Source organism: Pseudomonas sp. NPDC087612 (assembly GCF_044743505.1).
GTDB lineage: Bacteria > Pseudomonadota > Gammaproteobacteria > Pseudomonadales > Pseudomonadaceae > Aquipseudomonas.
Window position 1 is genome coordinate 131,082 of record NZ_JBIUWO010000012.1, and the last position, 18,457, is coordinate 149,538.

Below are 18,457 nucleotides of genomic sequence, written 5' to 3' on the forward strand. Positions count from 1 at the left end.
GAAAACACCACAAGCCAGCCTTCGAGCTGGCTTGTGCGTATTCAAGACATGACTATTTGGGAGTGAGTGCAGGACATGTCCCGCAATTCTTATTATCAGCAGAGCTCTGACATCCAGGCCGCAGGCGGCCTGGTCCCGATGGTTATCGAGCAATCCGCTCGTGGCGAACGCGCCTATGACATCTACTCGCGCCTTCTGAAGGAGCGGGTGATCTTCCTGGTCGGCCCGGTAGAGGACTACATGGCCAACCTGGTAGCGGCGCAGATGCTGTTCCTTGAAGCGGAAAACCCGGACAAGGATATCCATCTCTACATCAACTCGCCGGGCGGTTCGGTGACTGCCGGCATGTCGATCTACGACACCATGCAGTTCATCAAGCCGGACGTCTCGACCATCTGCATCGGCCAGGCCTGCAGCATGGGCGCCTTCCTGCTGGCCGCAGGTGCCAAGGGCAAGCGTCACTGCCTGCCGAACTCGCGGGTGATGATTCACCAGCCACTGGGCGGTTTCCAGGGCCAGGCCACGGATATCGAGATCCACGCCAAGGAAATCCTCTCCATCAAGTCGCGTCTGAACGAGCTGCTGGCCTACCACACAGGTCAGGACCTGGAGACCATCAAGCGCGATACTGAGCGCGACAATTTCATGAGCGCCGAGCGCGCAGCCGAATACGGCCTGATCGACTCGGTCTACGACAAGCGGCAACTGGCCTCCTGAATCCGGGTGCCAGAGCAGGCGGGCGCGCATTGCGCCTACCTGCGGACTTGAAAAAGCCCGCAATTGCCTTCATCTTGTGTTGCAAGCCTACCGGATTGGATCGATCGAATGACTGACACCCGTAACGGCGAGGACAACGGCAAATTGCTCTATTGCTCCTTCTGCGGCAAAAGCCAGCACGAAGTGCGCAAGTTGATTGCCGGCCCCTCGGTATTTATCTGCGACGAGTGCGTCGACCTGTGCAACGACATCATCCGTGAGGAGGTGCAGGAAGCCCAGGCCGAGAGCAGCGCGCATAAACTGCCTTCGCCGAAAGAAATCAGCACCATCCTGGACCAGTACGTCATTGGTCAGGAGCGTGCGAAAAAGGTACTGGCGGTAGCGGTGTACAACCACTACAAACGCCTGAATCAACGCGACAAGAAGAACGACGACGTCGAGCTCGGCAAGAGTAACATCCTGCTGATCGGTCCGACGGGCTCGGGTAAGACCCTGCTCGCCGAAACCCTCGCGCGTCTGTTGAATGTACCGTTCACCATCGCCGATGCCACCACCCTGACCGAAGCCGGTTACGTGGGTGAGGACGTCGAGAACATCATTCAAAAACTGCTGCAGAAGTGCGACTACGACGTGGAAAAGGCCCAGATGGGCATTGTCTACATCGACGAAATCGACAAGATCTCGCGCAAGTCGGACAACCCGTCCATCACCCGCGACGTTTCGGGCGAGGGCGTGCAGCAGGCGCTGCTCAAGCTGATCGAAGGCACGGTCGCTTCGGTACCGCCGCAAGGTGGCCGCAAGCACCCGCAGCAGGAATTCCTGCAGGTCGATACGCGTAACATCCTGTTTATCTGTGGCGGTGCGTTCTCGGGCCTCGAAAAGGTCATCCAGGCGCGTTCCACTCGCGGCGGCATCGGCTTTGGTGCCGAAGTACGCAGCAAGCAGGAAGGCAAGAAGGTTGGCGAGTCGCTGCGTGAAGTCGAGCCTGACGATCTGGTCAAGTTCGGTCTGATTCCGGAGTTCGTCGGTCGTCTGCCGGTTCTGGCGACCCTCGACGAGCTCGACGAAGCTGCCTTGATGCAGATTCTGACCGAGCCGAAGAACGCCCTGACCAAGCAGTATGCCAAGCTGTTCGAAATGGAAGGCGTGGACCTGGAGTTCCGCAGTGATGCGCTCAAGTCCGTGGCCCGCAAGGCCCTGGAGCGCAAGACCGGGGCCCGTGGCCTGCGTTCGATCCTCGAAGGCATCCTGCTCGACACCATGTACGAGATTCCTTCGCAGAAGGATGTCAGCAAGGTGGTGATCGACGAGAGCGTCATCGATGGTTCTTCGCAGCCGCTGTTGATCTACGAGAACAGCGAGCCGCAAGCCAAGGCTGCACCCGACGTCTGAGTCGCCACGCGGCTCGATTCAAGCAAGGGGCCTTCGGGCCCCTTTGCTTTTCCTGTCGCAGAGCTTGTTTTTTTGCGGGCCTGCCCCCACATTAACTCCACGCTCAAAATCCATCGGTTTCCGGCCATAAGGCCGCTGTAGAGGCGAAATCATGAAGACCACCCTCGACTTGCCTCTCTTGCCATTGCGCGATGTCGTCGTCTATCCGCACATGGTCATCCCACTGTTCGTGGGGCGCGAGAAGTCCATCGAGGCCCTTGAGGCCGCGATGACGGGCGAGAAGCAGATTCTCCTGCTGGCCCAGAAGAACCCCGCTGACGACGATCCAGGCGAAGACGCCCTGTACCGCGTCGGTACCATTGCCACCGTCCTGCAACTGCTGAAACTGCCCGATGGCACCGTCAAGGTGCTGGTCGAAGGCGAACAGCGCGGTGCGGTCGAGCGTTTCAACGAAGTCGACGGCCACATTCGTGCCGAAGTTTCGCTGATCGACGAATCCCAGGCTGCCGAGCGCGAGTCTGAAGTCTTCGTCCGCAGCTTGCTGTCACAATTTGAACAATATGTTCAGCTGGGTAAGAAAGTCCCGGCTGAAGTCCTGTCGTCGCTCAACAGCATCGATGAGCCCGGGCGCCTGGTCGACACCATGGCAGCGCACATGGCGCTGAAGATCGAGCAGAAGCAGGAAATCCTCGAGATCCTCGACCTGTCGGCTCGTGTCGAACACGTGCTGGCGCTGCTGGATGCCGAAATCGACCTGCTGCAGGTCGAGAAGCGTATCCGTGGCCGGGTCAAGAAACAGATGGAGCGCAGCCAGCGCGAGTACTACCTGAATGAGCAGATGAAGGCCATTCAGAAAGAGCTCGGCGACAGCGAAGAAGGTCACAACGAAGTCGAGGAGCTGAAAAAGCGTCTCGACGCTGCCGGCCTGCCGAAGGACGCCTACGCCAAGGCCCAGGCCGAGCTGAACAAGCTCAAGCAGATGTCGCCGATGTCGGCCGAAGCCACTGTGGTGCGCTCGTACCTCGACTGGCTGGTGCAGGTGCCGTGGAAGGCGCAGAGCAAGGTGCGTCTGGACCTGGCCAAGGCCGAGGAAATTCTCGACGCCGACCATTACGGCCTGGAGGAGGTCAAGGAGCGCATCCTTGAGTACCTCGCAGTGCAAAAACGGGTGAAAAAGATCCGTGGTCCGGTACTGTGCCTGGTCGGGCCGCCTGGCGTGGGTAAAACCTCGCTGGCCGAGTCGATCGCCAGTGCCACCAACCGCAAGTTCGTACGCATGGCCCTCGGTGGCGTGCGCGACGAGGCCGAGATTCGCGGTCACCGCCGTACCTATATCGGTTCGATGCCCGGTCGTCTGATTCAGAAAATGACCAAGGTTGGCGTACGCAACCCGCTGTTCCTGCTCGACGAAATCGACAAGATGGGCAGCGACATGCGCGGCGATCCGGCCTCGGCGTTGCTGGAAGTGCTCGACCCCGAGCAGAACCACAACTTCAACGATCACTACCTGGAGGTCGACTACGACCTCTCGGACGTGATGTTCCTCTGCACCTCGAACTCGATGAACATCCCGCCAGCCTTGCTGGACCGGATGGAAGTCATCCGCCTGCCGGGTTACACCGAGGACGAGAAGATCAACATCGCGGTCAAGTACCTGTCGCCCAAGCAGATCAAGGCCAACGGCCTGAAAAAGGGCGAGCTGGAGATCGACGTCTCGGCGATCCGCGACATCATCCGCTACTACACCCGCGAAGCCGGCGTGCGGGGCCTGGAGCGCCAGATCGCGAAAATCTGCCGCAAGGTGGTCAAGGAGCACGCCGGCCTCAAGCAGGTGGCGGTGAAGGTTACTGGCGAGCAGCTCGAGCACTACCTGGGCGTGCGCAAGTACCGCTACGGCCTGGCCGAGCAGCAGGATCAGGTTGGCCAGGTCACCGGCCTTGCCTGGACCCAGGTGGGCGGCGAACTGCTGACCATTGAAGCTGCAGTGATTCCGGGCAAGGGTCAGCTGATCAAGACCGGCTCGCTCGGTGACGTCATGGTCGAGTCCATCACTGCCGCGCAAACCGTGGTGCGCAGCCGCGCCCGCAGCCTGGGGATTCCTGCCGACTTCCACGAGAAGCGCGATACCCACATCCACATGCCCGAAGGCGCCACGCCCAAGGATGGTCCAAGTGCCGGTATCGGCATGTGCACCGCCCTGGTTTCGGCCCTGACCCAGATCCCGGTGCGTGCCGATGTGGCCATGACCGGCGAGATCACCTTGCGTGGTCAGGTGCTGGCAATCGGTGGTTTGAAGGAAAAACTGCTGGCCGCTCACCGGGGTGGAATCAAGACGGTGATCATTCCGGAAGAGAATGTGCGTGATCTGAAGGAAATTCCTGAGAATATTAAGCAGGATCTGCAGATTAAACCGGTCAAATGGATTGACGAAGTCCTCCAAATTGCGCTGCAATACGCCCCGGAGCCCTTGCCCGATGTGGCTCCGGAGATTGTCGCCAAGGATGAAAAGCGCGACAGCGATTCCAAGGAAAGAATCAGCACACATTAGTACGTATTTGGCTGGGGGGCTTTCTTGACAGTATTTTCAGGCCCTTGTTATAAAGCGGCACTTAAGTGTCAACAGGCCACCCAGCGCTCGTTTAGCTTTTCATTACATACTTAGAAACAAACTCAATAGAGATATAAGGGGACTTAGAGTGAACAAGTCGGAACTGATTGACGCTATCGCCGCATCTGCTGATATTTCGAAAGCTGCCGCTGGCAAAGCGCTGGACGCAGTAATCGAATCCGTCACCGGCGCCCTGAAGGCAGGTGACTCCGTGGTACTGGTAGGTTTCGGTACCTTCTCGGTCACCGACCGTCCAGCTCGCACCGGCCGCAACCCGCAAACCGGCAAGACTCTGGAAATCCCTGCCGCCAAGAAGCCTGGCTTCAAGGCTGGCAAGGCTCTGAAAGAAGCCGTCAACTAAGTCGCTTCCTTCAGGCTCACGCCTAACCGAGCCGGGCTCACGCCTGGTCCGGCTGCCGAGCGCCGGGAGGCCTGATACCAGGTTCCCGGCGCTCGGCCAGTTACGAGAAGGCGCATCCTCGGATGCGCCTTTCTTCTATCAGGACTCTACCCACGCTCCACGGTTGGTTCATTCAGTACAACCGTTTCTGGGGGACGCATGCTGCAGAATATCAGGGACAATTCACAAGGTTGGATTGCCAAGACCATCATCGGTGTCATCGTAGCCTTGATGGCACTGACCGGCTTCGATGCCATCTTCCAGGCCACCACCCACAGCCAGGACGCTGCCAAGGTCAATGGCGACAAGATCAGCCAGAACGAGCTGAGCCAGGCCGTCGACATGCAACGTCGACAGCTGATGCAACAGCTGGGCAAGGATTTCGATCCGGCCATGCTCAACGAGCAAATGCTGCGTGAAGCCGCGCTCAAGGGCTTGATCGATCGCAAGTTGCTGCTTCAAGGCGCCGAAGACGCCAAGTTCGCTTTCTCCGAAGCTGCCCTCGACCAACTGATCCTGCAAACCCCTGAGTTCCAGGTGGACGGCAAGTTCAGCCCCGAGCGCTTCGACCAGGTCATTCGCCAGATGGGCTACGGCCGTCTGCAGTTCCGCGAAATGCTGGCTCAGGAAATGCTCATCGGCCAACTGCGCACCGGCCTTGCCGGCAGCGGTTTTGTTACCGACGACCAGGTCGACGCTTTTGCCCGTCTGGAAAAACAGACCCGTGATTTCGCTTCGCTGACCTTCAAGGCCGATCCGGCCGCGGTCAAGGTTACCGACGAGCAGATCAAGGCGCACTACGACGAACACGCCAAGGAGTTCATGAGCCCCGACCAGGTCGTCATCGACTACATCGAGCTGAAGAAATCCGCGTTCTTCGACCAGGTTGAAGTCAACCAGGACGAGCTCAAGGCGCTGTACGAGAAAGAAATCGCCAACCTGGCCGAGCAGCGGCATGCCGCGCACATTCTTGTTGAAATCAATGACAAGGTGAACGAGGGGCAGGCCAAGGCCAAGATCGAAGAAATCCAGGCGCGCCTGGCCAAGGGCGAAGACTTTGCCACCCTGGCCAAGGAGTTCTCCCAGGACCCGGGCTCGGCCAGCAATGGCGGTGACCTCGGTTATGCCGGCCAGGGCGTTTATGATCCGGCCTTCGAAGACGCGCTGTATGCGCTGAACAAGGACCAGGTCTCGGGCCCGGTGCGTACCGAATACGGTTTCCACCTGATCAAGCTGCTCGATGTGCAGGCGCCTGAAGTGCCAAGCTTCGACAGCCTGAAAGACAAGCTGACCCGTGAGCTGAAAACCCAGCAGGTCGAACAGCGCTTTGTCGAAGTGACCAAGCAGCTGGAAGACTCGGCCTTCGAAGCCTCCGACCTTGCCCAGCCGGCGCAGGAACTGGGCCTGAAGGTACATACCTCGCCAGCGTTCGGTCGTGAAGGCGGCGAAGGCATCACCGCCAACCGCGCGGTGATCCAGGCGGCATTCAGCACTGAAGTGCTGGAAGAAGGCTCCAACAGCACGGCGATCGAGCTGGATCCGGAAACCATCGTGGTGCTGCGCGTCAAGGAACACCGCAAGCCTGAGCAACTGGGCCTTGAAGTGGTCTCCGAGAGCATCCGCAAGCACCTGGCCAAAGAGCAGGCGACTGCTGCCCTGAAGACCAAGGCCGATGCCCTGATCGCCGGTCTGCGCGACGGCAAGATTGCCTTGGCGGCCAGCCAGGACGGTCAGGCCTGGAAGGTTCAGGAAGCGGTATCGCGTAGCCAGGACGGTATCGACCCGGTCGAGCTGCAGGCACTGTTCCGTATGAGCAAGCCTGAAGCCAAGGACAAGCCGGTGTACGCCAGCGTCACCCTTAACGATGGTAGCCTGGTGGTACTGCGTCTGAACGGCGTCAACGAAGGCACAGCGGCCACTGAAGAAGAGAAAGCGAGCTACCGCCGCTTCCTCGCTTCGCGCGCCGGCCAGCAGGACTTCGCGGCATACCGCAAGCAGCTGGAAGCCAAAGCGGATATCACTCGCTACTGAGTGCTGGATGCTTGAAACAGAAAAGGCCGCTTATGCGGCCTTTTTTGTTTTCAGGGTCTAGGGATGCACTGGCTCCTGTGGGAGCTGGCTTGCCAGCGATCGAGCGCGAAGCGGGCGTAATCCAGGCGACGCGACTAGGCCGGCGTCGGCGCCAGAAACGCCGCCTCCAGCAACTGCCGGGTATACGCATGCTGCGGGTCGGCAAAGATGTCCGCCGCCACCCCTTGCTCCACCACCTGGCCTTGCTTGACCACCATCAACTGGTGGCTGAGCGCCTTGACCACCGCCAGGTCGTGGCTGATGAACAGGTAGGTGAGGTTGTACTTGCTCTGCAATGAGCGCAACAGCTCGACCACCTGGCGCTGCACGGTGCGGTCCAGGGCCGAGGTCGGCTCATCGAGCAGGATAAGTGCCGGTTTGAGCACCAGTGCCCGGGCAATGGCGATGCGCTGGCGTTGGCCGCCAGAGAACTCGTGCGGGTAACGGTGCCGCGCCTGCGGATCAAGGCCGACCTCTTGCAGGGCGGCAATGATTGCCTGCTCCTGCTCGGCGGCGCTGCCCATGCGGTGGATGCGCAGGCCTTCACCGACGATGTCGCTGACGCACATGCGCGGGCTGAGGCTGCCGAACGGGTCCTGGAAAACCACCTGCATCTGCCGGCGCAGCGGGCGTACCTGCTGCTGGGTCAGGTGCTCAAGGCTCGTGCCCTGAAAGCGGATGCTGCCCTGGCTGCCCAGCAGGCGCAGGATCGCCAGCCCCAGGGTCGACTTGCCCGAACCGCTTTCGCCGACAATGCCCAGGGTCTGGCCCTGGGGCAGGTCGAAGTTGATGCCGTCCACCGCCTTGACGTAATCGACGGTGCGTCGCAACAGACCCTTCTTGATCGGGAACCACACGCGCAGGTTCTCGACCTGCAGCATCGGCGCGCCGGGCGGGTTGCCGGCCGGGCCGCCGCTGGGCTCGGCACCGAGGAGCATCTGCGTGTAGGGATGTTTGGGGTGGCGGAACAGTGCATCACAGTCGGCTTGCTCGACGATCTGGCCCTTTTGCATCACGCAGACCCGGTGGGCAATGCGCTTGACCAGGTTGAGGTCGTGGCTGATCAGCAGCAGCGCCATGCCCAGGCGTGCCTGCAGGGACTTGAGCAACTCGAGGATCTTCAACTGCACGGTGACGTCCAGCGCCGTGGTCGGTTCGTCGGCGATCAGCAGGTCAGGCTCGTTGGCCAGGGCCATGGCAATCATCACACGCTGCCTCTGGCCGCCTGAGAGCTCGTGTGGCAGCGCTTTGAGGCGTTTGTGCGGCTCGGGTATGCCGACCATCGCCAACAGCTCCAGGGTGCGCTCGGTGGCCGCCTTGCCGCGCAGGCCCTTGTGCAGCAGGAGGATCTCGTTGATCTGCTTTTCGATGTTGTGCAGCGGGTTGAGCGAGGTCATCGGCTCCTGGAAGATCATCGCCACGCGGTTGCCGCGTATGCGCCGCATCTTTTTCTCGTCGAGGGTCAGCAGGTCTTGCCCTTCGAACAGGATGCTGCCGCTCGGGTGGCGGGCCAGCGGGTAGGGCAGCAGGCGCAGGATCGAGTGCGCCGTCACCGACTTGCCCGAACCGCTTTCACCGACCAGGGCCAGGGTTTCGCCGCGGCGGATGTCGAAGCTGACACCTTCGACCACCCGCTGGGATTGATCGCCGGTGACGAACTCGACGGCCAGGTCACGGACTTCGATCAAGGTTTGCTTGCTCATCTCATTTCCTCGGGTCGAAGGCATCGCGGGCGGACTCGCCGATGAACACCAGCAGGCTGAGCATCAAGGCCAGCACCGCGAAGGCGCTCATGCCCAGCCAGGGCGCTTGCAGATTGGACTTGCCCTGGGCCACCAGTTCGCCCAGCGACGGCGCGCCGGGCGGCAGGCCGAAGCCTAAGAAGTCCAGGGCGGTCAGGGTGCCGATGGCGCCGGTGAGAATGAACGGCATGAAGGTCATGGTCGAAATCATCGCGTTGGGCAGGATATGCCGGTACATGATCGCGCCGTTCTGCATGCCCAGCGCCCGTGCCGCGCGCACGTACTCAAGGTTGCGCCCGCGCAGGAACTCGGCGCGCACCACATCCACCAGGCTCATCCACGAGAACAGCAGCATGATCCCCAGCAGCCACCAGAAATTCGGTTGCACGAAGCTTGCGAGGATGATCAGCAGGTACAGCACCGGCAGCCCCGACCAGATTTCCAGGAAGCGTTGCCCAGCCAGGTCCACCCAGCCGCCGTAAAAACCCTGCAGGGCACCGGCGATCACGCCGATGATCGAGCTGAGGATGGTCAGGGTCAGGGCAAACAACACCGAGATACGGAAACCATAGATGACCCGCGCCAGCACGTCGCGGCCCTGGTCGTCGGTGCCCAGCCAGTTCTGCGCCGACGGCGGGGCGGGGGCCGGGACCTTGAGGTCGTAGTTGATGCTCTGGTAGCTGAACGGGATCGGCGCCCACAGCACGAAGCTGTCCTTGGCGGCGAGCAGTTCGCGGATGTACGGGCTCTTGTAGTTGGCTTCCAGCGGGAACTCGCCGCCGAAGGTGGTTTCCGGGTAGCGCTTGAGCGCCGGGAAATACCATTGGCCGTCGTAGCGCACGGCCAGTGGCTTGTCATTGGCGATCAGCTCGGCGCCCAGGCTCAGGCCGAACAGGATCAGGAACAGCCACAGCGACCACCAGCCGCGGCGGTTGGCCTTGAAGCGCTCGAAGCGCCGGCGATTCAGAGGTGACAGGTTCATCTCAGTGCTCCCGGCTGTCGAAGTCGATACGTGGGTCGACCAGGGTGTAGGTCAGGTCGCCGATCAGCTTCACCACCAGCCCGAGCAGGGTGAAGATGAACAGGGTGCCGAAGACCACCGGGTAGTCGCGGTTGATCGCCGCCTCGAAACTCATCAGGCCTAGGCCATCGAGGGAGAAGATCACCTCGATCAGCAGGGAGCCGGTGAAGAAGATACCGATGAACGCCGACGGGAAACCGGCGATCACCAGCAGCATGGCGTTGCGAAACACATGGCCGTAGAGCACGCGGTTAGGGCTCAGGCCCTTGGCCTTGGCGGTGACCACGTACTGCTTGTTGATCTCGTCGAGGAAGCTGTTCTTGGTCAGCAGGGTCATGGTCGCGAAGTTGCCGATCACCAGGGCGGTGACCGGCAGCACCAGGTGCCAGAAGTAATCGAGCAGCTTGCCGGCGGTGCTCAGCTCGTCGAAATTGTTCGAAGTCAGGCCGCGCAGCGGGAACCAGTCCAGGTAGCTGCCGCCAGCAAACAGCACGATCAGCAAGATGGCGAACAGGAACGCCGGAATGGCGTAGCCGATGATGATCGCCGAGCTGGTCCAGACGTCGAAGTGGCTGCCGTGGCGGGTGGCCTTGGCGATGCCCAGGGGGATCGACACCAGGTACATGATCAGCGTGCTCCACAGCCCCAGGGAGATCGACACCGGCATCTTCTCGACGATCAGGTCGATGACCTTGGCATCACGGAAGAAGCTGTCGCCAAAATCCAGGTGGGCGTAGTTCTTGATCATGATCCACAAGCGTTCCGGCGCCGATTTGTCGAAGCCGTACATCTGCTCGATTTCCTTGATCAGGGCCGGGTCCAGGCCTTGGGCGCCGCGGTAGTTGGAACCGGCCACCGAGACTTCGGCACCCCCTCCGGCAATCCGGCTGGTGGCGCCCTCGAAGCCTTCAAGCTTGGCGATCATCTGCTCGACCGGGCCGCCTGGGGCGGCCTGGATGATGATGAAGTTGATGATCAGGATGCCCAGCAGGGTCGGGATGATCAGCAGCAAACGGCGAAAGATATAGGCCAGCATGCTATTTCGCCCCTTCGGCCGCTTGCGCCTCGGGCGCCGGGTTCAGCGGCACCACCGGCTCGACATCCGGCTTGATCCACCAGGTGTTGATGCCGATGTCGTATTTGGGCGACACCTTGGGGTGGCCGATGTGGTTCCAGTAGGCCACGCGCCAGGTCTTGATGTGCCAGTTGGGGATCACGTAGAAGCCCCATTGCAGCACCCGGTCGAGGGCGCGCGAATGCTCGATCAGGCTTTGTCGCGAATCGGCGTTGATCAACTGCTCGACCAGGGTGTCGATGGCCGGGTCTTTCAGGCCGATGAAGTTGCGGCTGCCGGGGTTGTCGGCGGCGGCGCTCTGCCAGAACTCGCGTTGCTCGTTGCCCGGCGAGTTGGACTGCGGGTAGCCGCCGACGATCATGTCGAAGTCCCGTGAGCGCAGGCGGTTGATGTACTGCGAAACATCGACCCGGCGAATCACCAGGTCGATGCCCAGGTCGGCGAGGTTGCGCTTGAACGGCAGCAGGATGCGTTCGAACTCGGTCTGGGCCAGGAGAAACTCGATCGACACTGGCTTGCCCTGGGCGTCGACCATCTTGTCGTCGACGATGCGCCAGCCGGCGTCCTGCAGCAGCTTGTAGGCTTTGCGCTGCTGTTCGCGGATCATGCCGCTGCCATCGGTGACCGGGTTGGCGAAGGGCTGGGTGAACACCTGGTCGGGGATCTTGCCGCGCAGCGGTTCGAGAATTTTCAGTTCGGCGGCGTCGGGCAGGCCGGTGGCGGCCATGTCGGAGTTCTCGAAGTAGCTGCGGGTGCGGGTGTAGGCGCCGTTGAACAGCTGCTTGTTGGTCCATTCGAAGTCCAGCAGCAGGCTCAGCGCTTCACGTACCCGCACATCCTGGAACAGCGGGCGGCGGATGTTGTAGACGAAGCCCTGCATGCCGGTCGGGTTACCGTTGGGCAGCTCTTCGAGGATCAGGCGTTTCTGCCGTACGGCCGGCACGTCGTAGGCGGTGGCCCAGCTCTTGGCGGCGGTTTCCAGGCGGTAGTCGAACTGGCCGGCCTTGAGCGCTTCGAGGGTGACGGCGCTGTCGCGGTAATAGTCGGTGGTCATCTCGTCGAAGTTGTAAAAGCCGCGATTGACCGCCAGGTCCTTGCCCCAGTAGTCCTTGACCCGCTCGTAGCGAATCGAACGCCCCGGCTTGACCTCGGCGACCTTGTACGGGCCGCTGCCCAGGGGAACTTCGAGGTTGCCCTTGGTGAACTCACGGTTTTCCCAGAAGTGCTTGGGCAATACCGGCAACTGGCCGAGGATCAGCGGCAGCTCGCGGTTGTTGCTGTGCTTGAACGTGAACAATACCCGCTGCGGATCTTCGGCGATCACTTCGGCGACGTCGGCGTAGTAACCGCGGTACAGCGGTGCGCCGTGCTTGATCAGGGTGTTGAAGGTGAACACCACGTCTTCAGCCTGCATCGGCTGGCCGTCATGAAAACGTGCTTCGGGGCGCAGGTAGAAGCGTACCCAGCTGTTGTCCGGAGCTTTCTCGATCTTGCCGGCGACCAGGCCGTACTCGGTGAAGGGCTCATCCAGGCTTTGGGTCATCAGAGTGTCGTAGATCAGGCCGATGTCATCGGCGGAAACACCCTTGTTGATGAACGGGTTGAGGCTGTCGAAGCCGCCGAAGCCGGCCTGGCGGAAGGTGCCGCCCTTGGGCGCGTCGGGGTTGACGTAGTCGAAGTGCTTGAAGCCTGCCGGGTATTTCGGCGCTTCATCGTAAAGGGTCAGGGCGTGTTGCGGTGCAGCCAGTGCCTGGCCACCGAGGCAGGCCAGCAGCAGCGCGCAGGCCTTCAGGCGCAGGCGGGACATTGGCATCATTGGGCTTTCTCCGAAGGCTTGATCCACCAGCTGTTGAGCCCCAGGGTATAGGGCGGCGTGGCCACAAAGGCAAAGCGATTGCGGTAGGCCAGGCGGTGGTTGTCGAGATACCAGTTGGGAATCATGTAGTACTGCCACAGCAGCACCCGGTCCAGGGCGCGGGCGGCGGCCACTTGGTCTTCACGGCTCTGGGCGGCCAGCAGGGTGTCGAGCAGGTGATCGACCACCGGGTCTTTCACGCCAGCATAGTTCTTGCTGCCCTTGGTCGAGGCCTGGCTTGAGTGAAAGTACAGCCATTGTTCAAGGCCCGGGCTCAGGGTCTGGTTCAGGGTCATCAGAATCATGTCGAAGTCGAACTGGTCCAGGCGTTGTTTGTACTGGGCCCGGTCTACCGTGCGCAAGCGTGCTTCGATGCCAATGCTGGCGAGATTTTCGACATAAGGTTGCAGGATCCGTTCAAGGTTCGGATTGACCAGCAACAGCTCCAGCTTCAAGGGTTGCCCGGCGCTGTTGAGCAGGCGTTGGCCATTGAGCTTCCAGCCGGCCTGGCCGAGCAGCTCGAGGGCCTGGCGCAAGGTCTGGCGGTTGATCCCTCGGCCGTCGGTGTGGCTCACCGAATAGGGCTCGGTGAACAGCGCCGCAGGCAGATGTTTGCGGTAGGGCGCCAGCAGCAGCCACTCCTTGCCCACCGGCAGGCCGCTGGCGGCGAATTCGCTGTTGGGGTAGTAACTGGTGGCGCGCTGGTAGGCGCTGCTGAACAGGGCGCGGTTGGTCCACTCGAAGTCGAGCATCAGCCCCAGTGCCTGGCGAACCCGCGCATCGCTGAAGGTCGCCCGGCGACTGTTCATGAACAGGCCCTGGGTCTGGGTCGGGATCTTGTGCGGGATCTGTGCCTTGATCACATCGCCGCGGCGCACCGCCGGGAAGTTGTAGCCGTTGGCCCAGTTCTTCGCCTGGTGCTCGATGTAGATGTCGAACTCACCGGCCTTGAAGGCTTCGAAGGCCACTGCGCTGTCGCGATAGAACTCGTACTCGACGCGGTCGACGTTGTACTTGCCGCGGTTCACCGCCAGGTCCTTGCCCCAGTAGTTCTTCACCCGCTCGAACACCAGGCGTCGCCCGGGCTGCACCTGGGTGATGCGGTAGGGGCCACTGCCCAAAGGCGGCTCGAAGGTGGTGGCCTTGAAGTCGCGGCCTTTCCAGTAGTGTGCCGGCAGCACCGGCATCTCGCCCAGGCGCAGGATCAGCAGCGGGTTGCCGGCGCGCTTGAAGACAAAGCGGATGCGTCGCGGGTTGAGGATATCGACGCGTTTGACTTCCTGCAGGTTGGTCCGGTAGATCGGATGGCCTTCCTTGAGCAGGGTGCGATAGGAGAACGCCACGTCGCTGGCGGTAATTGGCTTGCCATCGTGAAAGCGCGCTTCGGGGCGCAGGTTGAACACCACCCAGCTGCGGTCTTCGCTGTACTCGACCGAGCCTGCGATCAGGCCATAGCTTGAAGTGGGCTCATCACCGGAGGGGTCGTACTGGCCGGTGCCGACCATCAGGGTTTCGTTCAGCTCGCTCACCCCGTACTGCAAGAAGTTCGGCGTGGTGACCGGGCTTGAGCCCTTGAAGGTGTAGGGGTTGAGGGTGTCGAAGGTGCCAAATGCCATGGCGCGCAAGGTGCCGCCCTTGGGCGCTTGCGGATTGACCCAGTCGAAGTGGGTGAATTTGGCTGGATACTTGAGCGTGCCGAACTGGGCGTAACCGTGGCTTTCGCTGATTGTTGCGCCCGCGGGAAAGCTCAAGGCCAGGCTGAGTGACAGCAACAGGAGGGGACGTATCAAGTCGAGATCCGATCCAGGCGGCTTGGGCTTTATTCCAGCTACAGTAACAGCTTGTATCGACTGGAAAAAGAGTGCCGCGTGGGGCGGGGCAGGTGGCTCCGGTCAGTGACCGGAGCACGAACCTCAATGGTTGAGGTAGACGGTCAGGGTCTGGCCTGGCTTGAGGGCGTGGCCGCTGCGTGGGTTCCAGCGCTTGAGATGCTGCATCTCGACGTTGAAGCGCTTGGCCACCAGGTACAGCGAGTCGCCTTTGCGCACCTTGTACTGGGTGGATTTCTTCTGGTTCTTGGCGCCAACCGGTTGGGCGTTCTGCATCACCAGGGTCTGGCCGGCCTTGAGGTTCTTGCCGGAAAGCTTGTTCCAGCGCTGCAAGTCCTTGACGCTGACCTTGTTGGCCTTGGCGATGCTGGCCAGGTTGTCGCCACGCTTGACCCGGTAACGGCTGTTACGGGTTGTGGTGGTGCGCGGCGCCGCTTCGGCCATGGCAGCTTCGAACACGGCCTTTTTCGGCTGCAGGGTCAGCAGTTCTTCAGGCTTCATGTTCGACAGCGAAGCGGTCAGCAGTTGCGCCTTGGCGGTCGGCACCAGCAGTTGCTGCGGGCCGTCGACGGTCATGCGCTTCTTGAAGGCCGGGTTGAGCTGGAACAGTTCGTCTTCGTCGATCTCGGCCAGGGCTGCGACCCGTGACAGGTCGAGGCGGTCCTTGATCGCCACGGCTTCGAAGTAGGGCTCGTTGGCAATCGGGTTGAGGTTGACGCCATAGGCTTGCGGCGTCATCACCACCTGCGACAGGGCCAGCAGCTTGGGCACGTAGTCGCGGGTTTCCTGCGGCAGCGGCAGGTTCCAGTAGTCGGTTGGCAGGCCGAGCTTCTCGTTGCGCTCGATGGCGCGGCTGACCGTGCCTTCACCGGCGTTGTAGGCGGCCAGGGCCAGCAGCCAGTCGCCGTTGAACATGTCGTGCAGGCGGGTCAGGTAGTCCAGCGCGGCGTTGGTCGAGGCGGTGATATCGCGACGGCCATCGTAGAAGCGGGTCTGGCGCAGGTTGAAGTAACGCCCGGTGGACGGAATGAACTGCCACAGCCCCACCGCATGGGCCCGGGAGTAGGCCATGGGGTTGTAGGCGCTCTCGATTGCCGGCAGCAGCGCCAGCTCCAGCGGCATGTTGCGCTCTTCGAGGCGTTCGACGATGTAGTGGATGTACAGGCTGCCACGGTCGCCGGCGGTTTCGAGGAACGAAGGATTACTGGCGAACCACAGGCGTTGCTGTTCGATGCGCGGGTTGACCGCAACTCCGTCCTGCAGCACGAAGCCCTGGCGCATGCGCTCCCAGACGTCCTGGGGGGCCTGCTCGACGACCGGCTTGACCGGTACGATCAACGGCTTCTGCTTGGCCCGGGCCTGGTAGTTGTGCGCGCGAACGCTGTCGGATTCGTCGACTTGACGGGTGCTCTGGCAGCCCACGAGGGTGGCGGCCAGGGCCAGCGCACTGGCTTGGGCCAGGCGCGTCAGGGCGACGGAATTGAAGGTTCTGCGGCTAGTGGACGACATTGGCTGGGACGAAGTTCCGGGCAAAAATGTCGGGGGATTCTAGAAAGCGGCCCCCCAACGGTCAACCTTTCAGAACTTTCCGTCACCAGCAGTGGCTGTTTAGAACGTATCTTTCCAAGCACGCAACCCAGCAAAAACAGCACTTGGCGTAGGGTTTAAGTGGTCAATCCGTTCGTCTAGTTTTTCTTTAACGGATGTTTCGGTGGTCCGCAGAAAGGGGTTGGTGAGCTTTTCCAGGGCCAGGGTTGATGGCAACGTGATGCGATCTTGTGCCCTAAGCTGGTTAACGTCGGCGAAGCGTTTGGCAATGTGCGGGTTTTCAGGCTCCACCGCCTGGGCGAAGCGCAGGTTGCTCAGGGTGTATTCGTGGGTGCAATACACCAGGGTGGCGGCGGGCAGCGCGGCCAGGCGCTGCAGGGAGTGGTGCATCTGCTCCGGCGTGCCCTCGAACAGGCGCCCGCAACCGGCGGCGAACAGGGTGTCGCCGCAGAACAGCACCGGGGTGGTTGTTTGCGGGCAATAATAGGCAATGTGTCCCAGGGTGTGTCCAGGCACCGCGATAACCTGGAAATCCAGGCCCAGAACGCGCACGCTGGCGTTGTCCTCCAGGGCCTGGTCACGGCCAGGGATGCGCTCGTGGGCCGGGCCGTAGACGGTCGCGCCGGTGTGCGACTTGAGCTGCTCGACGCCACCGACATGATCGTGGTGGTGATGGGTAATGAGGATGTCGCTCAGTCGCCAGCCGGGATGGCGCTCAAGCCAGGCCAGGACCGGCGCGGCATCGCCTGGATCGACCACCGCGCAACGCTGGTTGGCAGCATCTTGCAACAACCAGATGTAGTTATCGTTGAAAGCGGGCAGGGCATCGATCTGTATCATGGTGCGATTCGCCAAACGGTGGACATGGGTGCATCTTAGTAGCTATGCGCGCTGTCGAGAACCTTCAAGGGAGACTGCAATGACCGATCAAGCCTTCGCCCAGGCCGATCCGCAGTGGCTGGAGCTGATCAGCCTGGCCCGCGACTGGTTCGCCGGCCCGTTGGGGCAAATGATGCTCAAAGAAGAGCAACGCCTGCTCGAAGAGGAACTGGGGCGTTACTTCGGCGGTTACCTGGTGCATTACGGCCCCTGCGCCGAAGCCCCGCCCAAGGCCCCGCAGGTGCAGCGTAACGTGCGCCTCGGCGCGCCGCTGCCCGGGGTCGAGATCGTCTGTGAAGAACAGGCCTGGCCACTGAGCGAACATGCCGCCGACGTCGTGGTGCTGCAACATGGCCTGGACTTCAGCCTGTCGCCCCATGGCCTGCTGCGCGAGGCCGCCAGCAGTGTGCGCCCGGGTGGTCATTTGCTGATCGTCGGCATCAACCCCTGGAGCAGTTGGGGCGTACGCCGGGTGTTCGCCCATGATGCCTTGCGCAAGGCGCGCTGCATTTCCCCGTCGCGGGTGGGCGACTGGCTCAACCTGCTGGGTTTCGCGCTGGAGAAACGCCGCTTCGGGTGCTATCGTCCGCCGCTCGCATCCCCCGCCTGGCAACAGCGCCTGGCCGGCTGGGAGCGGATCGCCGGTGGCTGGCAGAGTGCCGGTGGCGGTGTCTACCTGCTGGTGGCGCGCAAGATGGTGGTCGGCCTGCGGCCCCTGCGCCTGGAGCGCCGCGAGCCGATGGGCAAACTGCTGCCGCTGCCGATGGCCAAGGTCAACCGGCGCCATTCCGAACCCTGAGTTCCGGGCCCCTGGGCGCGGGGCCAAATCATTGATGAAAAAGGCTGTAAATGAGCGATAGCGTCGAAATCTTCACCGATGGTGCCTGCAAGGGCAACCCCGGCCCGGGCGGCTGGGGTGTGCTGATGGTGTGCAAGGGCGTCGAAAAGGAGCTGTGGGGCGGCGAACGCGAGACCACCAACAACCGTATGGAACTGATGGCGGCGATCAAGGGCCTGGAAGCGCTCAAGCGCGAGTGCGAAGTGCTGCTGGTCACCGACTCCCAGTACGTGATGAAAGGCATCACCGAGTGGATGGTCAACTGGAAAAAACGCGGCTGGAAAACCGCCGCCAAAGAACCGGTAAAGAACGCCGACCTCTGGCAGTTGCTCGATGAACAGGTGGGCCGGCACAAAGTGACCTGGAAATGGGTCCGCGGGCATATTGGCCATCATGGCAATGAGCGTGCCGATCAACTGGCTAACCGCGGTGTTGACGAGGTCCGTGGTCTGCGTTGACTACACCGGCCGCCACTCGCCCTTG

Annotated in this window: 14 protein-coding genes; 7 read left to right on the plus strand and 7 right to left on the minus strand. The window is 61.8% G+C overall.

The features are described 5' to 3' along the window. The first annotated feature begins 75 nt into the window (after positions 1–75). From clpP to ACIOVF_RS23555, 5 genes are all read left to right on the plus strand, one after another. Positions 76–717 (plus strand): ATP-dependent Clp endopeptidase proteolytic subunit ClpP, encoded by a 642-nt coding sequence (gene clpP / locus ACIOVF_RS23535; RefSeq protein ID WP_010224369.1) that lies wholly within the window; start codon positions 76–78, stop codon positions 715–717. A gap of 108 nt (positions 718–825) precedes the next feature. Continuing rightward, positions 826–2,109: an ATP-dependent Clp protease ATP-binding subunit ClpX gene (gene clpX, locus ACIOVF_RS23540; protein ID WP_010224368.1), complete on the plus strand. Its 1,284-nt coding sequence runs from the start codon at positions 826–828 to the stop codon at positions 2,107–2,109. Between the two features lie 151 nt (positions 2,110–2,260). Further along, positions 2,261–4,657, plus strand: a complete 2,397-nt coding sequence (gene lon, locus ACIOVF_RS23545; protein WP_045202125.1) for an endopeptidase La — start codon at positions 2,261–2,263, stop codon at positions 4,655–4,657. Between the two features lie 148 nt (positions 4,658–4,805). Further along, positions 4,806–5,078 carry an HU family DNA-binding protein gene (locus ACIOVF_RS23550; protein WP_045202124.1) on the plus strand — a complete coding sequence of 91 codons (273 nt, stop codon included), beginning with the start codon at positions 4,806–4,808 and terminating at the stop codon, positions 5,076–5,078. A 198-nt stretch (positions 5,079–5,276) separates the two neighbouring features. Then, positions 5,277–7,148: a SurA N-terminal domain-containing protein gene (locus ACIOVF_RS23555; RefSeq protein ID WP_045202122.1), complete on the plus strand. Its 1,872-nt coding sequence runs from the start codon at positions 5,277–5,279 to the stop codon at positions 7,146–7,148. 134 nt (positions 7,149–7,282) lie between these two features. On the opposite strand, the gene ACIOVF_RS23560 is transcribed toward ACIOVF_RS23555, so the two are convergent. The 7 genes from ACIOVF_RS23560 to gloB all read right to left on the minus strand — a co-directional run bounded on the left by ACIOVF_RS23560 (position 7,283) and on the right by gloB (position 17,097). Further along, positions 7,283–8,890: an ABC transporter ATP-binding protein gene (locus ACIOVF_RS23560; RefSeq protein WP_401292802.1), complete on the minus strand. Its 1,608-nt coding sequence runs from the start codon at positions 8,888–8,890 to the stop codon at positions 7,283–7,285. A gap of 1 nt (position 8,891) precedes the next feature. Further along, positions 8,892–9,911: an ABC transporter permease gene (locus tag ACIOVF_RS23565; protein ID WP_045202118.1), complete on the minus strand. Its 1,020-nt coding sequence runs from the start codon at positions 9,909–9,911 to the stop codon at positions 8,892–8,894. A 1-nt stretch (position 9,912) separates the two neighbouring features. Beyond that, positions 9,913–10,986 carry a microcin C ABC transporter permease YejB gene (locus ACIOVF_RS23570; RefSeq protein ID WP_045202116.1) on the minus strand — a complete coding sequence of 358 codons (1,074 nt, stop codon included), beginning with the start codon at positions 10,984–10,986 and terminating at the stop codon, positions 9,913–9,915. Between the two features lies 1 nt (position 10,987). Further along, positions 10,988–12,841, minus strand: coding sequence for an extracellular solute-binding protein (locus tag ACIOVF_RS23575; protein WP_045202114.1), 1,854 nt, complete (start codon positions 12,839–12,841; stop codon positions 10,988–10,990). Further along, on the minus strand, positions 12,838–14,667 hold the full coding sequence (locus ACIOVF_RS23580; protein WP_401292872.1) for an extracellular solute-binding protein: 1,830 nt from the start codon (positions 14,665–14,667) through the stop codon (positions 12,838–12,840). The genes ACIOVF_RS23575 and ACIOVF_RS23580 overlap by 4 nt, the downstream gene beginning before the upstream one ends. A 126-nt stretch (positions 14,668–14,793) precedes the next feature. Beyond that, the gene (locus ACIOVF_RS23585; protein ID WP_093385225.1) at positions 14,794–16,218 is read right to left on the minus strand and encodes a LysM peptidoglycan-binding domain-containing protein; all 1,425 of its coding nucleotides are present in this window, start codon (positions 16,216–16,218) and stop codon (positions 14,794–14,796) included. Between the two features lie 99 nt (positions 16,219–16,317). Next, the gene (gloB, locus tag ACIOVF_RS23590; RefSeq protein ID WP_401292807.1) at positions 16,318–17,097 is read right to left on the minus strand and encodes a hydroxyacylglutathione hydrolase; all 780 of its coding nucleotides are present in this window, start codon (positions 17,095–17,097) and stop codon (positions 16,318–16,320) included. Positions 17,098–17,176: 79 nt separating this feature from the next. Here gloB and ACIOVF_RS23595 point away from each other — a divergent pair, with 79 nt between their 5' ends. Together ACIOVF_RS23595 and rnhA are read left to right on the plus strand one after the other, a co-directional pair. After that, on the plus strand, positions 17,177–17,935 hold the full coding sequence (locus ACIOVF_RS23595; protein WP_045202108.1) for a class I SAM-dependent methyltransferase: 759 nt from the start codon (positions 17,177–17,179) through the stop codon (positions 17,933–17,935). Positions 17,936–17,985: 50 nt separating this feature from the next. After that, complete coding sequence (rnhA, locus tag ACIOVF_RS23600; protein WP_045202106.1) at positions 17,986–18,432, plus strand: ribonuclease HI; 447 nt, start codon at positions 17,986–17,988, stop codon at positions 18,430–18,432. Positions 18,433–18,457 lie beyond the last annotated feature (25 nt).

Excerpts from the sequence above, each read along its gene's own strand:
- ACIOVF_RS23565 (WP_045202118.1), bottom strand. The coding sequence starts at position 9,911 with ATGAACCTGTCACCTCTGAATCGCCGGCGCTTCGAGCGCTTCAAGGCC.
- ACIOVF_RS23595 (WP_045202108.1), top strand. The coding sequence starts at position 17,177 with ATGACCGATCAAGCCTTCGCCCAGGCCGATCCGCAGTGGCTGGAGCTG.
- ACIOVF_RS23585 (WP_093385225.1), bottom strand. The coding sequence starts at position 16,218 with ATGTCGTCCACTAGCCGCAGAACCTTCAATTCCGTCGCCCTGACGCGC.
- ACIOVF_RS23575 (WP_045202114.1), bottom strand. The coding sequence starts at position 12,841 with ATGATGCCAATGTCCCGCCTGCGCCTGAAGGCCTGCGCGCTGCTGCTG.
- lon (WP_045202125.1), top strand. The coding sequence starts at position 2,261 with ATGAAGACCACCCTCGACTTGCCTCTCTTGCCATTGCGCGATGTCGTC.
- rnhA (WP_045202106.1), top strand. The coding sequence starts at position 17,986 with ATGAGCGATAGCGTCGAAATCTTCACCGATGGTGCCTGCAAGGGCAAC.
- clpX (WP_010224368.1), top strand. The coding sequence starts at position 826 with ATGACTGACACCCGTAACGGCGAGGACAACGGCAAATTGCTCTATTGC.
- ACIOVF_RS23570 (WP_045202116.1), bottom strand. The coding sequence starts at position 10,986 with ATGCTGGCCTATATCTTTCGCCGTTTGCTGCTGATCATCCCGACCCTG.
- clpP (WP_010224369.1), top strand. The coding sequence starts at position 76 with ATGTCCCGCAATTCTTATTATCAGCAGAGCTCTGACATCCAGGCCGCA.
- ACIOVF_RS23560 (WP_401292802.1), bottom strand. The coding sequence starts at position 8,890 with ATGAGCAAGCAAACCTTGATCGAAGTCCGTGACCTGGCCGTCGAGTTC.
- ACIOVF_RS23555 (WP_045202122.1), top strand. The coding sequence starts at position 5,277 with ATGCTGCAGAATATCAGGGACAATTCACAAGGTTGGATTGCCAAGACC.
- gloB (WP_401292807.1), bottom strand. The coding sequence starts at position 17,097 with ATGATACAGATCGATGCCCTGCCCGCTTTCAACGATAACTACATCTGG.